Origin of the sequence: Streptomyces alfalfae (assembly GCF_004127445.1) — a bacterium.
In the GTDB taxonomy this organism is placed as follows: domain Bacteria; phylum Actinomycetota; class Actinomycetes; order Streptomycetales; family Streptomycetaceae; genus Streptomyces; species Streptomyces alfalfae.
Genome location: NZ_QEXM01000051.1, coordinates 99,757 through 114,560 on the forward strand (window position 1 = coordinate 99,757; position 14,804 = coordinate 114,560).

Genomic DNA, 14,804 nt, shown 5'->3' on the forward strand with positions numbered 1-14,804 from the left:
CCTAGCGCATCGTCACCGCGTCATCAGCGCGTCCAGGGCTTCGTCCAGATATGCGCCGAGCCCGTCGCCCTCCGGCACCACGGACGGCACCGCGTGACCGAGCTGGACGTGCCCGAGGTAGACGCTGTACGCGAGCAGCCCGCGCCGCGCGGCCTCCGCCGGGGGGAAGCCGAGGCCGGCGAAGAGTTCGCCCACGTAGGCGACCCGGCGCTCGGTGACGCGCCGCAGGGCCTCGGTGACCTGGGGGTGCGAGGCGGTCGCGAGGAGGGCGACCTCCAGGGAGTCGGAGGTGGCCGACCCGATGGCCCCGGCGAAGAGCAGACGGACGCGCTCGCGGGGGTCGGGCTCGGCCTCGACCTCCTGGATCGCCTTCTCGGTGTGGATCTCCGCCCAGCGGCCGAGTGCGGCCTCGACGAGCGCGTCACGGTTGGCGAAGTGCCAGTAGAAGCTGCCCTTGGTGGTGCCGAGCCGGACGGCCAGGGGTTCCACGGCGACGGCGGCGAGACCGCCCTCGCCGATCGCGGTCAGGGCGGCGTCCGCCCAGTCCTCGGCGGTCAGCCGGGGCTTCGCCGCGGGCTTCTTCTGCTGCCGTTGCACCATGGCCATACGGTACCGTATGGTCGACCATACGTCAGCGTATGGAGGTACGTGATGGGGATGGTGCGCGACGAGCACGAGCGCGTGATCGAGGCTCCGGCGGAGGTGGTCGGCGCCCTGCTCGACCGGCTCTCCGCCGAGGACGATCCGCTCTTCCCGACGCCGGCCTGGCAGGCGATGACCTTCGACCGCCCGCTCGGCGTGGGCGCGACCGGCGGCCACGGCCCCGTCCGCTACGGCGTCACGGAGTACGAGCCGGGCAGCCGCGTCCGGTTCGCCTTCACCCCGCCGGGCAACGGCTTCCACGAGATGTCCGTCGAGCCGGCGGGGGAGGGCCGCTGCCGCGTCCGCCACGTCCTGGAGAGCGCACCGCGCGGCGGGGACCGCCTGCTGTGGCCCGCCGTCGTCCGGCCGCTGCACGGGACGGTCGTCGAAGAGGTCTTCGACAACATCGAGCGGGCGGCGACGGGCGGCTGCGCCCGCCCCGTCCGCTGGTCGCTCCGGGTGCGGCTGTGCCACCGGCTCCTGTGGGACCGCCCGGAGACGGTCGCGGTGCCGGAGGCCGCCCGTCTGCTCCGCGCCGCCGTCGACCGCCCCGGCTACGAGGACGCCTACCGCATGCCGCTGCTCCCGGGGCAGCCGCGCGACCCGGAGGCCTGGACCGGCATCCTGCGCGACGCCTTCCCCGTCATCGCCCGGGAGGGGGACGAGCTGCTCCTGGAGGTCCAGGTCCGGGGGCTGACGGCGCGCGCCTCGATCCTGGTGGACGGACGGCACGTCACGCTGAGCTCCACCGTGCGCACCGACACGCTGGGCGGCAGGATCTACTGGGGCGTGGTCAAGCGCCTCCACCCGTTCATGGCGCGCACCATGCTGCGCCGCACGCACCGTCGGCTCGCTCTGGCGGCGCCGTCCGCCGGTGAACGGGAGCTGGAGCGTCGGCGCACGCCTGTGTCGGGTCCGTCTCACTTGGTGAGCGGGTGAATGGACGGGGGACGTCACCCCGTAATGTTGTGGGGGTGACCGTAACGGCTAAGACCACCGCAACCGGTGGCAACACCTGGCGAAACCTGCCCGCGGCGCAGCAGCCCGAGTACCCCGATGCCGAGGCTCTGCGCGATGTGATCGCGGACCTCGAGTCGTATCCGCCGCTCGTCTTCGCGGGCGAGTGCGACCAGCTGCGCGCCCGACTGGCCTCCGTCGCCAAGGGAGAGGCGTTCCTGCTCCAGGGCGGCGACTGCGCCGAGGCCTTCGACGCCGTGTCGGCCGACCACATCCGCAACAAGCTGAAGACCCTGCTCCAGATGGGCGCCGTCCTCACGTACGCGGCGTCCGTGCCCGTCGTGAAGGTGGGCCGCATCGCGGGGCAGTACTCCAAGCCGCGCTCCAAGCCCACCGAGACCCGCGACGGCGTGACGCTGCCGACCTACCGCGGCGACTCCGTCAACGGCTTCGACTTCACCGAAGAGGCCCGGATCCCGGACCCCGAGCGCCTGAAGCGGATGTACCACGCCTCCGCCTCCACGCTGAACCTGGTGCGCGCCTTCACCACCGGCGGTTACGCCGACCTGCGCCAGGTCCACGCCTGGAACCAGGACTTCGTGAAGTCGTCCCCCTCCGGCCAGCGCTACGAACAGCTCGCCCGCGAGATCGACAACGCACTGCACTTCATGCGGGCCTGCGGCACCGACCCGGAGGAGTTCAAGACCGTCGAGTTCTACGCCTCCCACGAGGCGCTGCTGCTCGACTACGAGGGCGCGCTCACCCGTGTCGACTCCCGCACCGGCCGGCTGTACGACACCTCCGGCCACATGGTCTGGATCGGTGAGCGCACCCGCCAGCTGGACGGCGCGCACATCGAGTTCGCCTCCCGGGTGCGCAACCCCGTCGGCATCAAGCTCGGCCCGACGACGACGCCGGAGGAGGCGCTGTCGTACATCGAGCGCCTCGACCCCGACCGTGAGCCCGGCCGGCTGACCTTCATCGTCCGCATGGGCGCCGACAAGGTCCGCGACAAGCTGCCGGAGCTGGTCGAGAAGGTCACCGCGTCCGGCGCGACCGTCGCCTGGATCACCGACCCGATGCACGGCAACACCTACGAGGCCGCGTCCGGCCACAAGACGCGCCGCTTCGACGACGTGCTCGACGAGGTCAAGGGCTTCTTCGAGGTCCACAAGGCCCTCGGCACCCACCCGGGCGGCATCCACGTCGAGCTCACGGGCGACGACGTCACCGAGTGCGTGGGCGGCGGCGACGAGATCTTCGTCGACGACCTGCACCAGCGCTACGAGACGGCCTGCGACCCGCGGCTCAACCGCAGCCAGTCGCTCGACCTGGCGTTCCTGGTCGCGGAGATGTACCGCGACCAGTAGGTATTCCCGTCATGCGCGGCGGTGGGGCACGGATCGATGTGATCCGTGCCCCACCGGCGTATCGGGGCTTTTGTGGACCCGGGGACATGGGTAAGGTTAGGTTAGCCTCACCGATCAATCGGGACGGCGCCGCCGATGAGTCCTGTCCGGGAGGTGAACCGCGTGTACGTCTGCAACTGCTTCGGGGTCACCGAGGCGCAGGTGAAGCAGCACGCCGCGGACGGCGCCTGCACGCCCCGCCAGATAGCCTCCGCCTGCAAGGCGGGCACGGACTGCGGTTCGTGCGTACGGAGCATCCAGGCGCTCCTCGGCCGGGGCGCGTGCCCCCGCAGGGAGCTGGCCGACCAGGGCGAGCCGGTCCTCTCGGCGCTGGACGAGGCGGCCTAGCCCGCCTGCGCCCGCGCTCTCAGCTCTCCGGCTGCTCGACGAGCTGCGCGATGTAGAGCGCCTCTCCCAGCTTCTCCACCAGTTCGAGCTGCGTGTCGAGATAGTCGATGTGGTGCTCCTCGTCGGCGAGGATCGACTCGAAGATGTTCGCGGACGTGATGTCGCCCTTGGCGCGCATCACCTCGATGCCGCGCTTGAGGCGGTCGATCGCCTCGACCTCGACCTGGCGGTCCGCCTGGAACATCTCGGTCACCGTCTGGCCCACACGAACGTGGAAGAGCCGCTGGTAGTTGGGCAGACCGTCGAGGAAGAGAATCCGGTCGGTCAGCACCTCCGCGTGCTTCATCTCGTCGAAGGACTCGGACCGGGTGTACTTGGCGAGCTTCGTCCAGCCGAAGTTCTCCTGCATCTTGGCGTGCAGAAAGTACTGGTTGATCGCCGTGAGTTCGGCGGTCAGCTGCTCGTTGAGAAATTCGATGACCTCGGGGTCGCCCTGCATCGCAGAGGCTCCTTCCACGCGGGTACTGGGCAGGTAGCGGGCATCTTTGCACCGGCGTTCGGAAGCCGTCCAGTAAGTGCAGGCTTAGTAGGAGTTGCCCGAATCCGTATCTGTCGGGCTTCGTATGGTCACGTCCACCGCTTCCGGTCTGTCAGGATGGAGGCATGGGTCAGCCGGCGGAACGCGCATCTGGAGAGGCAGCGGAGCCGGAGCTTCCGCCGGGTCAGCGGCTGCAGCGTGGCTGGCCGGTCACGCACTACGGCCCGGTGCCGAAGTTCCGCCCCGAGCGCTGGGAGTTCAGGGTCTTCGGGGCCACCGCCGACGGCGAGAAGCACTGCTGGACGCACGAGGAGTTCTCCGCCCTGCCGTACGAGACGGTGGTCGGCGATCTGCACTGCGTCACGAAGTTCAGCATGCTGGGCGCCGAATGGGGCGGAGTGCCGGCCCGCACGATCCTGGAGCTCGCGCCGCCCGCCGCCGACGCCACCCACGTCATGGTCTGGGCGGAGTACGGCTTCAGCTCCAACCTCCGGATGGCCGACTTCGCCTCCGAGCGCACGATCTTCGCCACGCACAAGGGCGGCGAGCTGCTCACCGCGGAGCACGGGTTCCCGCTGCGGCTCGTCGTGCCCCAGCTGTACGCCTGGAAGGGCCCGAAGTGGGTCCGCGGCGTCGAGTACATGACCGCCGACCGCCGCGGCTTCTGGGAGGAGCGCGGCTACCACAACGTCGGCGACCCCTGGCGCGAGCAGCGCTACTCCTACCAGGAGGAGCCCGGGGACGGCCCCGAGCTCTGATCCCCCGGCCGCTACAGGGTCCTGAGCCCCTGGAGCCGCGCCACGTCCGCCGCGTGCCCCTCCTTGCCCCCGGGCGTCTCGATGACCAGGGGCACGCCCTCCGTGGCGGGGTGGAGCATGAGCTCGCGGAAGGGCTCCTCGCCGATGTGGCCGGTGCCGATGTTCTCGTGGCGGTCCTTGTGGGCGCCCGCGACGTCCTTGGAGTCGTTGGCGTGCACGAGCTTCAGGCGGCCCTCGCCGACCGTGTCCACGAGGAGGTCGAGGGTCTGCTTCATGCCGCTCGGCCCCGTCAGGTCGTGGCCCGCGGCGAATATGTGGCACGTGTCCAGGCAGACGCCCAGCTTCGGATGGGCGTCGAGCGCCTCGAAGTAGGGGCCGAAGTCCCAGGTGCGGGAGCAGAGCGAGGCGCCCTGGCCCGCGGTCGACTCCAGGAGCAGGAACGGGTCGTCGTCGTGCGTCAGCTCGTCGAGCAGCGGCAGCATGCGCTCGCGCACCTGCGCGAGGGCGACCGCGCGGTCCCTGCCGCCGGTCGCCGAGCCGGTGTGCACGACCACGCCGAGCGCCCCGATGGCGCGGGCCCGCCGCAGCGAGTGGCGCAGGGAGTCCACGGACTTCTCCACGGTCGCCTCGGTGTGCGAGCCGAAGTTGATCAGGTAGGGCGCGTGCACGTACGCGGGGATGCCCTCGGCGGCGCAGGCCTCGCGGAACGCCTCGTCCTGCTGCGGGTTGCCGACCGGCGTCGCCCAGCCGCGCGGATTGGCGACGAACACCTGGACGGCCTCCGCGCCGATCTCACGGGCGTACGAGAGCCCCACGGAGGCCAGACCTCCGGCCACGGGGACATGGCCCCCGACGGGGTTGCGGGACACGGCACGGGGGGACTGGTCACTGCTCACGCAGTCAAGGGTGACATGCCCCCGCCCCACCCCCGACCACCCCTCACACCGCACCCGAGGACGCGCAAACGGCCGAGCCGCCTGACGCGGCGCGCGACGGCTGCCGTCAGGGGCGCGGGGAAATGCGCGACCAGCCCCCACCACCCGCAGACCGGACGAGCGCCGCCTCCCCGGACACGGGACGGGAAGGCCGCCGCAGGCGAGAAAGAACCGCCAGGCCAGAGGCCGGCAACCTCACCGGATGGTGATCGTGATGGACGCCCCCTTGGGCGCCTTGTCCCCACCGTCCACCGACTGCTCCTTCACCGTGTCACCGAAGATGCCGAGCAGCCCCCGGTTTTCGTCCACCTCGAACCCGGCCGCCTCCAGCTCCTCCGTGGCCTCGCCGATCTTCATACCGGTCACGTCGGGCACCTCGATCATCTCGGGGCCCTTGGAGAGCGTCAGCGTGACCGTGTCGCCCTCGGCGAGCGACGTGTCCGGAGCGGGCGACTGCTTGACGACCCCGCCCTTGTCCACGTCGGAGGAGTGCACCCGGCCCGGCAGGATCTTGACCTTGAGCCCGTCCTCCGCCAGGTCCTCCCTGGCGTCGTCGAGGGAGGACCCCGCCACGTCCGGGACCTTGATCTCCTCGCCCTTGCTGACGACCAGGGCGACGGCGGAGTCCGCCTTGCGGGTGAAACCGGCCCGCGGGTCCGTGCTCACCACGGAGCCCTTCTCGATCTCGTCGCTGAAGACCTTCTTGACCATGCCCGGCGCGAGCCCGGCGTTCTTCAGCTCCTGCCTGGCCCTGTTCAGCGGCAGGTCCTTGACGTCCGGCACCTTCACCGTCTCCGGGCCCCGCGAGACGGTCAGCGTCACCTGGCCGTTCTGCCGGATGCGCTCTCCCACCCCGGGGTCGGTGGCCATGACCGTGCCGCGCTTGTCCGTGTCGCTGAACTCCCGCTCGACGCCCTTCACGTCGAGACCGGCCTCCTCGAGGCGCTGCTTCGCCTGCGCCTCGGTCTTCGTCAGCAGCGGCGGGACCTCCGTGAACTGCCCGGAGTTGATGTACCAGACGCCCGCCCCGAGGCCGAGGACCAGCAGGACGGCGGCCACTGCCGCGACCGTGCGGCGCCGCGGGTCGAGCCGCAGCCGCGAGGTTCGCGCGGGCGCGGGCGGCCCGGGCGGCGGCGTGGCCAGGACGCTGGTGCGGTTCAGCGGGGCCTGCGGGTCGGCCGCATCGGCATCGGCGGGCAGCGGAAGCCGCACGGAACGCGCGGCGCGCGGGATCACGCTGGTGCGGTCATCGGCGTTGTCGTGCGCGGTCGCGTGGGCCTGCGGCGGCACCGCGTCGAGCTGCTGCTCGCTGAGGCCGGTGCGCGCCTGCCGGAGCTGGGCGAGGAGCGCCACCGCGTCATACGGGCGTACGTCCGGGGTGCGGGCGGTCGCGGAGGCGACCAGCTCGTCCAGCTCGACCGGGAGGCCGGGCACGGCCGCCGACGGGGGCGGCACGTCTTCGTTGAGGTGCTGGTAGAGCACCTGGGCGGGGGTGTCCCCGGAGTGCGGTTTGGCGCCGGTGAGCATCTCGTAGAGCAGGACGCCGCACGCGTACACGTCCACGCGCGTGTCGGCCGTGCCGTGCTCGATCTGCTCGGGCGCCATGTACGAGACGGTGCCGAGGACGGTGCCCGTGGTGTTCGTGACGGTGTCCACCGCGCGGACGAGACCGAAGTCGGCGACCTTGACCCGGCCGTCGTCCCCTATGAGGACGTTCTCCGGCTTCATGTCGCGGTGCACGAAACCGGCCCGGTGCGCGGAGCCGAGCGCGGCGAGCACCGGCTCCAGGATGTCGAGCGCGGCCCGCGGCTGGAGCGCACCGCGCTCGCGCAGGACGTCCCGCAGGGTGCAGCCCGCGACGTACTCCATCGCCAGATAGACGTACGAACCGTCGGCGCCCTGGTCGAAGACGCCCACCACGTTCGGATGGGAGAGGCGGGCGACCGACTTCGCCTCACGGATGAAGCGCTCCACGAAGGAGGCGTCGGCCGCCAGCGTGGGGTGCATCACCTTGAGCGCGAGCACCCGGTCGAGGCGGGTGTCCACGGCCCGGTAGACCGTGGCCATCCCGCCGACCGCGATACGGCCGTCGATGCGGTAACGGCTGTCGAGCAGCTGCCCGACGAGCGGGTCCTGAAGGGTCGTGTCCACGGGGCGAGTCTACGAGCAGCCACCGACACCCCGGCCGGGGCGGGCACACTGGCGGCGGTACTGAAGCCGAGCTGTGACAGGCGACGGAGCCGGCCCGTTCGCGTCCGCGGTCGCGTCGCGGTCGCTCGCGCGGTTCCCGTGGCCCTAGCGGGGCTCCCCGAACGCGGGCCGCTCCGGATCGAGCCTCGCCATGCCCTCCACGGGCGACGACGCCTCCGCGAAGTGCCGCCGCGGAATCCGCCCGGCCCGGTGCGCGAGGCGCCCTGCCTCGACGCCGTGCCGCATGGCCTCCGCCATCAGGACCGGCTCCTGCGCCCGCGTCACGGCCGAGGCGAGCATCACGCCCGCGCACCCCAGCTCCATGGCGAGCGTCGCGTCGGACGCGGTGCCCGCGCCCGCGTCGAGGATCACCGGCACGCGCGCGTGCTCGACGATGAGCTGGAAGTTGTGCGGGTTGCGGATGCCGAGCCCGGACCCGATCGGGGAGCCGAGCGGCATGATCGCCGCGCACCCCACGTCCTGGAGCCGGCGCGCGAGCACCGGGTCGTCGTTCGTGTACGGCAGGACGGTGAAACCGTCGTCGACCAGGATCTCGGCGGCGTCCAGGAGCTCGATGGGGTCGGGCAGCAGCGTCCGCTCGTCCGCGATCACCTCCAGCTTCACCAGGTCCGTGCCGAGCGCCTCACGGGCCAGGCGGGCGGTCAGCACGGCCTCACCGGCGGTGAAGCAGCCCGCCGTGTTCGGCAGGACGCGGATGCCGAGCCGGTCGAGCACGGACAGCACGGAGCCCTGCACGCCCGGGTCGAGGCGGCGCATCGCGACGGTGGTCAGCTCCGTGCCCGAGGCGACCAGGGAGCGCTCCAGGACATCGAGGCTCGGCGCCCCGCCCGTGCCCATGATCAGGCGCGAGGAGAGCGTGAGCCCGCCGATGACGAAGGGGTCGTCAGCCATGGTCAGCCTCCCTGGACGGCGGTGAGCACCTCGACGCGGTCACCGGCGGCGAGCGCCGTGCTCGACCACCGCGCGCGGGGGACGACGGTTTCGTTGAGGGCGGCGGCGACACCGGAGTGCGCGGTGGTCAGGGTGGCGACGAGCGCGTCGAGGGTGGTGCCCGACGGCACGTCGCGCACCTCCCCGTTGACGGAAACGGCGAAGGGCGTACTCATGCGGGTTGCTCCGTGAACGACTGCGTGGGGAGGGCGGGGAAGGGCGCGGCGGGCCCGGCGAAGCGGCGCGGGGTGAACGGCCGCGCCTCCTCGGGCAGCTCACCGGTGGTCAGGGCCTGCGCCATGACGTCACCGGTGACCGGCGTCAAAAGGACGCCGTTGCGGTAGTGCCCGGTGGCCAGCTGGAGCCCCGGCAGGCGCGTCGGGCCGAGCATCGGCGCGTTGTCGGGGGAGCCGGGACGCAGACCCGCGCGGGTCTCGGTGAGCGGCAGCTCGGTGATGCCGGGCACCAGCTCGTGGGCGTCCCGCAGCAGCTCGTACACGCCGCCCGCGGTGACCGTGGTGTCCCAGCCCAGCTCCTCGCTAGTGGCGCCGACGACCAGCTCGCCGTCCTCGCGCGGTACGAGGTAGACGTGGCTGCCGCGCACCACCGCGCGCACCGTGCGGCTCAGGAACGGCGCGTACGGCTTCGGCACCGTCAGGCGGATCACCTGCCCCTTCACCGGCCGCACGGGCGGCAGCACGGCCTCGGGCACGCCCGCGAGGCGTCCGCTGAGGCTGCCCGCCGCGAGGACGGTCTGGCCCGCGTGCAGCGCGGCGCCGTCCGCGAGGACCACCCCGCGGGCCCGGTCGCCCGCCACGTCCAGGCGCTCGGCCCAGGCGCGGCGGAAGAGCACGCCCGCCCGCTCGCAGGCGGTCAGCAGGGCAGCGGTGAGCCTTCTCGGGTCGATCTGGTGGTCGCCGTCGACCCGCAGCCCGCCGCGCACGCCGGGTGCCAGCATCGGCTCAAGGCGTCGGCACTCACGGCCGCTCAGCCACTCCGACTCCAGGCCCGACCGGCTCTGCAGGGCGTGCAGCTCCCGCAGGTGCGCGCGGTCGTCGGAGTCCAGGGCGACGGCCAGCGTGCCACAGGTGCGGTAGCCGAGGCCGCGGCCGCTCGCCTCGGTCAGCTCGGCGGCGAAGTCGGGGTAGCGGCGCGCGGAGGCGAGATTGAGGCCCAGCAGGGCCTGCTCGCCGTGGTGCAGCTCGGTGACGGCGGCCAGCATGCCCGCGGCGACCTGCGCCGCGCCGCCGCCGGGCTCGGGGTCGACGACCGTGACGGCGAGCCCGCGCTGCGCGGCCCGCCAGGCCGTGACCAGGCCGATGATGCCGCCGCCCACGACGAGTACGTCCGCCGGGCGCGGTGATCCCTCGGATGGTGTCGGTGGATGCATGGGCGTCCAGCCCCTCCCTTCGCCGGCATGACCCGGATCAGGTTCGTACGGTCGGAGGCCGTCCAGCCTCCCTCTCAGCCCGGTGCGCCCGGGCTCCCGCGAGTGCTCTGCACCGGCCACCCTAGCCCGTCGCCCGGCGTGACAGTAGGGGAGCTGTCCGGACATGGGCGGTGACGGTGTGTCAGAGATCTCCCCGCCCGCCTCTGAAGGCGGCCTTGCCCGCCGTCCTACAGTGATCGGGTGACTGAGCAGCGGAGGCAGGCAGAGCGGCACGTCGTCATCGTCGGGGCGGGGATGGCGGGCGTGCAGACCGCCGTCGCCCTGCGTGAACAGGGGCACGCGGGCCCGGTCACCCTCGTGGGGGCGGAGACGCACCAGCCCTACGACAGGCCGCCGCTGTCCAAGGCGGTGCTGCTCGGCAAGGCGGAGGGCTCCGCCTTCGACATCGACTTCAAGGCCCTCGGCATCGGACTGCGCCTCGGCACCGAGGTCACCGGGGTGCGCCTCGCCGAGCGCGAACTGGACACCGCGGCGGGCCCCGTCCCGTACGACGTGCTGGTCCTCGCCTCCGGCGCCGAACCGGTCCGGCTGCCGGGCACGGAGGGCGTCCCCGGGGTGCACCTCCTGCGCACCCTGGACGACGCCGAGCGGCTGCGCCCCGTCCTCGCCGAGCAGCACGACGTCGTGGTCGTGGGGGCGGGCTGGATCGGCGCCGAGTTCGCCACGGCCGCGCGGGAGGCGGGCTGCTCCGTCACCGTCGTGGAGGCCGCGGGCCGCCCCCTCGCGGGCGCGCTGCCCGCCGACGTCGCCGCCCCCATGGCCGCCTGGTACGCGCACTCCGGGGCCGAGCTGCGCACCCACGCGCGCGTGGAGCGCGTCGAGCCGGGCGCCGTGGTCCTCTCCGACGGCGCCCGGCTGCCCGCGGGCGCCGTCGTCGTCGGCATCGGGGCGCGGCCCGCCACGCGCTGGCTCGCCGGCTCCGGCATCGAGCTCGGCGCCCACGGCGAGGTCGTCGCCGACGACCACCTGCGCTCCTCGGCGCCCGACGTCTACGCGGTCGGCGACTGCTCCTCGTTCCCCTCCGGCAGGTACGGCGAGCGCCTCCTGGTCCACCACTGGGACAACGCCCTCCAGGGTCCGCGCACGGTCGCGGCGAACATCCTCGGGGACACCCCCGTGGCGTACGACCCGGTGCCGTATTTCTGGTCGGAGCAGTTCGGCCGCTTCGTCCAGTACGCGGGCCACCACGCGGAGGGCGACGAACTGGTCTGGCGCGGCGACCCGGCCGGCGTGGCCTGGTCGGTCTGCTGGCTCAGGGACGGCGCCCTCGCGGCGGTCCTCGCGGTGGGCCGCCCGAGGGACCTGGCGCAGGGCCGCAAACTGATCGAGGCGGGCACGCGACTGGATCCCGCCCTGGTGACGGACCCCTCGGTCCCGCTCAAGAAGGCGGCCCTGTAGCACGACCGTGAGGCGCGCCCCCGGAAGGGGCGCGGGGCCCGGCCGCGCCCGAGGCGACGCCCTCCGGCCCGGAGATACCCTGGGACCGTGACCGAGATTGACGCAAAGACCGACGCACTCGTCCCCGCCTGGCTCCACCTTCCCGACATCGCGGAGATGCTCGACGTCGAGGTGACCCGCGTGCGGCAGCTGGTCAAGGAGGGCCAGCTGATCGCCGTGCGCCGCGGTGAGAACCGCGCGCTCCAGGTGCCTGCCGCCTTCATCGACGGCGACAAGGTCGTCAAGGGCCTGGCCGGCACCCTGACGCTCCTGCGGGACGACGGTTTCTCCGACGAGGAGATGCTGGAGTGGCTCTTCACGCCCGACCCCTCCCTGCCCGGCACCCCCGCGCAGGCCCTGAGCGAGAATCGCGGCACGGAGGTGAAGCGCCGCGCCCAGGCGCTCGCCGTCTGAGCAGGCGCCAAGCCGGCTGAACGAACACACCGTCCGGGGCGCGGACCGCACTCCACGCCGCCCGCGCCCCGCACCGAACCCCGGGGGGACCTCTCCATGCCCGCAGACAAGCGCGCCCAGCTCGCCGACGCCCGGCTCTACCTGTGCGTGGACGCCCGCAGGCGCCAGGGAGACCTCCCCGAGTTCCTCGACGCCGTCCTCGCGGGCGGCGTCGACATCGTGCAGCTCCGCGACAAGGGCATGGAGGCCGCCGAGGAGCTGGAGCACCTCCGGGTCTTCGCCGACGCCGCCCGCCGGCACGGCAAGCTCCTCGCCGTCAACGACCGCGCGGACGTCGCGCACGCCATCGGCGCCGACGTGCTGCACCTGGGCCAGGGCGACCTGCCCGTCCCCGCGGCCCGCGCCATCCTCGGCGGCGGTGACGACGTGCTGATCGGCCGCTCCACGCACGCCGAGTCCGAGGCCGCCGCGGCGGCCGTGCAGGACGGCGTCGACTACTTCTGCACCGGTCCCTGCTGGCCCACCCCCACCAAGCCGGGCCGCCACGCCCCCGGCCTCGACCTGGTCAGGCACACGGCCTCGCTCGGCACGGACCGCCCCTGGTTCGCCATCGGCGGCATCGACGCGGGCAACCTCGACCAGGTGCTCGAAGCGGGCGCCCGCCGCGTCGTCGTCGTCCGGGCGATCACCGAGGCCGACGACCCGGGAGCCGCCGCCGCGGAGTTCGCGAAGCGGCTGCGCACGGCCGTCTGAGCAGCGTGGTCCGCCGGTCCGCGGCCCCCGGCGGGCCGCCCCGGCCGCGGCTGTCCGGTCCGTGGACAAGAAACCGGCAAAACAGGCTATTTTCCAAGGTCCGGTTGGGTGACCGCCGAGGCCTGGCTAACCTGCCCGTATGGCCCTAGGCACTGCTTCCACCAGGACAGACCGCGCGCGCACCGTGCGCGACATGCTCGCGACCGGCAAGACGACGTACTCGTTCGAGTTCTCCGCGCCGAAGACCCCGAAGGGCGAGCGGAATCTGTGGAACGCGCTGCGCCGGGTCGAGGCGGTCGCCCCGGACTTCGTCTCCGTCACCTACGGGGCGGGTGGCTCCACGCGCACCGGCACGGTCAAGGAGACCCAGCAGATCGTCGCCGACACCACCCTGACGCCGGTCGCGCACCTGACCGCCGTCGACCACTCGGTGGCCGAACTGCGCAACATCATCGGGCAGTACGCGGACGCCGGCATCCGGAACATGCTCGCGGTCCGCGGCGACCCGCCGGGCGACCCGCTCGGCGACTGGGTCGCGCACCCCGAGGGCCTCACCTACGCCGCCGAACTGGTCGAGCTCATCAAGGAGTCCGGCGACTTCTGCGTGGGCGTCGCGGCGTTCCCCGCGATGCACCCGCGCTCGACCGACTGGGAGAGCGACACCCGGCACTTCATCGACAAGTGCCGGGCCGGCGCGGACTACGCGATCACGCAGATGTTCTTCGACCCCGAGGAGTACCTGCGGCTGCGCGACCGCGTCGAGGCCGCAGGCTGCGACACGCCGGTCATCCCCGAGATGATGCCCGTCACCAACGTCCGCCAGCTCGACCGGCTGCCCCAGCTCAGCAACGCCGTTTTCCCAGCCGAGCTGAAAGAGAGGATCCTCGCGGTCAAAGACGATCCCGCCGCTGTACGCTCCATTGGCATCGAGTTCGCGACGGAGTTCTGCGCGCGGTTGCTGGCCGAAGGTGTCCCGGGACTGCACTTCATCACGCTCAACAACTCCACGGCGACGCTGGAAATCTACGAGAATCTGGGCCTGCACCGACGGGCCTGAGCGGCCCTACCCCCGTGCCCACGGGCGGCGGCCGTAGGGGAGAGGGGCGTAATGGGCTGGACGGTCCTCTACATCGCGTTCGGTTGCGTCGCGCTGTGGCTGCTCGGAGAGGTGCTGCTGCAGTACAAGGCCAGGCTGCGGTGGCGGCTCCTGGCTTTCGTGGGCTTCCTCTGCGTGGTCATCGGCGTGCTGCTGCCGTCGGTATGGGTCATCGGGCTCGGCGCCATCGCCTTCGCCACCGGCCAGACGTACGTGACGCTGTCGTTCCGCAAGGGCTTCTCCACCGGCTGGGCGCTCGGCGGCAGGCCCGGCCCGAGCAAGCGCCGCAAGGCGTCCGGCAAGCAGGCGACCGTGCAGGAGCCGACGCTCCAGGTCTCCGACCTGGAGTACGAGCAGCCCGCCGAGCAGCCGTTCGAGCCGGTCCCGCCGCCGCCCGCGCACGACCCGGGGGTCTACGAACCGCAGCCGCTGCCCGACGACACCGGGCAGTACGGCGTCTACGACGAGGCGGCGCACCCCCCGCAGGCCGCGGGCGAGACCCACCCGAGCGAGCACCACGGCTACGACACCGCGGCCTTCGCGGGCTATGACCAGCAGGGCTACGCGTACGACGAGAACGCCCAGCAGCAGTACGCGGCGTACTCCGACCCCTACATCGGCGGCCAGGGTTACGACACCGGCCAGGGCTACGACCCCTACGCGGGCCAGCAGCAGTACGCCCCGTACGGCGGCGACACCTATGGCGGGCTCGGCGACGTCTACAACGACACCCCGCCCGGCGGCGTCTGGGTGCCCCAGCAGCGCACCACCGACGCGCAGTACGGCGGGGAGCTCCCGCAGGAGCAGCCCTATCCGTACGGACACGGCGAGGGGTACGACGGGCCGGGCCCCCACCCGGACCACAACGAACAGCAGTACCGCTACTGACGCCGCGGCCGGGCGGCGTCCCTCACCGGGGGCGTCGC

The 14,804-nt window shown here is 72.6% G+C and carries 16 protein-coding genes and 1 riboswitch; of the genes, 9 read left to right on the forward strand and 7 right to left on the reverse strand.

The genetic code is table 11. The annotated features are described in order from the left end of the window. Window positions 1–12: 12 nt before the first annotated feature. Entirely contained in the window at window positions 13–606 is a 594-nt protein-coding gene (locus tag DCW30_RS32465) for a TetR/AcrR family transcriptional regulator (RefSeq protein ID WP_076686716.1), read from the reverse strand. A gap of 45 nt (window positions 607–651) precedes the next feature. On the opposite strand from DCW30_RS32465, the gene DCW30_RS32470 reads away from it, so the two are divergent. The 3 genes from DCW30_RS32470 (at window position 652) to DCW30_RS32480 (ending at window position 3,356) form a co-directional block, all read left to right on the forward strand. Further along, complete coding sequence (locus DCW30_RS32470; RefSeq protein WP_076686717.1) at window positions 652–1,581, forward strand: DUF2867 domain-containing protein; 930 nt, start codon at window positions 652–654, stop codon at window positions 1,579–1,581. A 35-nt stretch (window positions 1,582–1,616) separates the two neighbouring features. Beyond that, the gene (locus DCW30_RS32475) at window positions 1,617–2,969 is read left to right on the forward strand and encodes a class II 3-deoxy-7-phosphoheptulonate synthase (RefSeq protein WP_076686718.1); all 1,353 of its coding nucleotides are present in this window, start codon (window positions 1,617–1,619) and stop codon (window positions 2,967–2,969) included. Between the two features lie 135 nt (window positions 2,970–3,104). Next, window positions 3,105–3,356, forward strand: a complete 252-nt coding sequence (locus DCW30_RS32480; protein WP_076686719.1) for a (2Fe-2S)-binding protein — start codon at window positions 3,105–3,107, stop codon at window positions 3,354–3,356. A gap of 19 nt (window positions 3,357–3,375) precedes the next feature. On the opposite strand, the gene bfr is transcribed toward DCW30_RS32480, so the two are convergent. Continuing rightward, window positions 3,376–3,855, reverse strand: a complete 480-nt coding sequence (gene bfr, locus DCW30_RS32485; RefSeq protein WP_062781113.1) for a bacterioferritin — start codon at window positions 3,853–3,855, stop codon at window positions 3,376–3,378. A gap of 164 nt (window positions 3,856–4,019) precedes the next feature. Here bfr and DCW30_RS32490 point away from each other — a divergent pair, with 164 nt between their 5' ends. Continuing rightward, the gene (locus DCW30_RS32490) at window positions 4,020–4,652 is read left to right on the forward strand and encodes a sulfite oxidase-like oxidoreductase (protein WP_076686720.1); all 633 of its coding nucleotides are present in this window, start codon (window positions 4,020–4,022) and stop codon (window positions 4,650–4,652) included. A gap of 11 nt (window positions 4,653–4,663) precedes the next feature. Here DCW30_RS32490 and DCW30_RS32495 read toward each other — a convergent pair whose 3' ends face one another. From DCW30_RS32495 to thiO, 5 genes are all read right to left on the reverse strand, one after another. After that, on the reverse strand, window positions 4,664–5,548 hold the full coding sequence (locus DCW30_RS32495; RefSeq protein WP_076686721.1) for a deoxyribonuclease IV: 885 nt from the start codon (window positions 5,546–5,548) through the stop codon (window positions 4,664–4,666). A 234-nt stretch (window positions 5,549–5,782) separates the two neighbouring features. Continuing rightward, a complete protein-coding gene (gene pknB / locus DCW30_RS32500) occupies window positions 5,783–7,738 on the reverse strand; it encodes a Stk1 family PASTA domain-containing Ser/Thr kinase (RefSeq protein WP_076686722.1) in 1,956 nt (651 codons plus the stop codon). A 144-nt stretch (window positions 7,739–7,882) separates the two neighbouring features. Next, window positions 7,883–8,689, reverse strand: a complete 807-nt coding sequence (locus tag DCW30_RS32505; RefSeq protein ID WP_076686723.1) for a thiazole synthase — start codon at window positions 8,687–8,689, stop codon at window positions 7,883–7,885. Window positions 8,690–8,691: 2 nt separating this feature from the next. Then, a complete protein-coding gene (gene thiS, locus DCW30_RS32510; protein WP_062781123.1) occupies window positions 8,692–8,904 on the reverse strand; it encodes a sulfur carrier protein ThiS in 213 nt (70 codons plus the stop codon). Continuing rightward, window positions 8,901–10,118 carry a glycine oxidase ThiO gene (thiO, locus tag DCW30_RS32515; protein ID WP_076689428.1) on the reverse strand — a complete coding sequence of 406 codons (1,218 nt, stop codon included), beginning with the start codon at window positions 10,116–10,118 and terminating at the stop codon, window positions 8,901–8,903. Before thiO ends, thiS begins: the two co-directional genes overlap by 4 nt. Beyond that, window positions 10,116–10,228: riboswitch (TPP riboswitch) on the reverse strand. It overlaps the preceding gene by 3 nt. A 184-nt stretch (window positions 10,229–10,412) precedes the next feature. Between thiO and DCW30_RS32520 the strand changes: the two genes are divergently transcribed. The 5 genes from DCW30_RS32520 to DCW30_RS32540 all read left to right on the forward strand — a co-directional run bounded on the left by DCW30_RS32520 (window position 10,413) and on the right by DCW30_RS32540 (window position 14,766). After that, window positions 10,413–11,576 carry an NAD(P)/FAD-dependent oxidoreductase gene (locus tag DCW30_RS32520; RefSeq protein ID WP_237283578.1) on the forward strand — a complete coding sequence of 388 codons (1,164 nt, stop codon included), beginning with the start codon at window positions 10,413–10,415 and terminating at the stop codon, window positions 11,574–11,576. 87 nt (window positions 11,577–11,663) lie between these two features. Then, window positions 11,664–12,029 carry an Rv2175c family DNA-binding protein gene (locus tag DCW30_RS32525; protein ID WP_062781127.1) on the forward strand — a complete coding sequence of 122 codons (366 nt, stop codon included), beginning with the start codon at window positions 11,664–11,666 and terminating at the stop codon, window positions 12,027–12,029. 96 nt (window positions 12,030–12,125) lie between these two features. Next, on the forward strand, window positions 12,126–12,782 hold the full coding sequence (gene thiE / locus DCW30_RS32530) for a thiamine phosphate synthase (protein WP_076686725.1): 657 nt from the start codon (window positions 12,126–12,128) through the stop codon (window positions 12,780–12,782). A gap of 139 nt (window positions 12,783–12,921) precedes the next feature. Continuing rightward, window positions 12,922–13,839 carry a methylenetetrahydrofolate reductase [NAD(P)H] gene (gene metF, locus DCW30_RS32535; protein ID WP_062781131.1) on the forward strand — a complete coding sequence of 306 codons (918 nt, stop codon included), beginning with the start codon at window positions 12,922–12,924 and terminating at the stop codon, window positions 13,837–13,839. A gap of 51 nt (window positions 13,840–13,890) precedes the next feature. Then, a complete protein-coding gene (locus DCW30_RS32540; protein WP_076686726.1) occupies window positions 13,891–14,766 on the forward strand; it encodes a hypothetical protein in 876 nt (291 codons plus the stop codon). Window positions 14,767–14,804 lie beyond the last annotated feature (38 nt).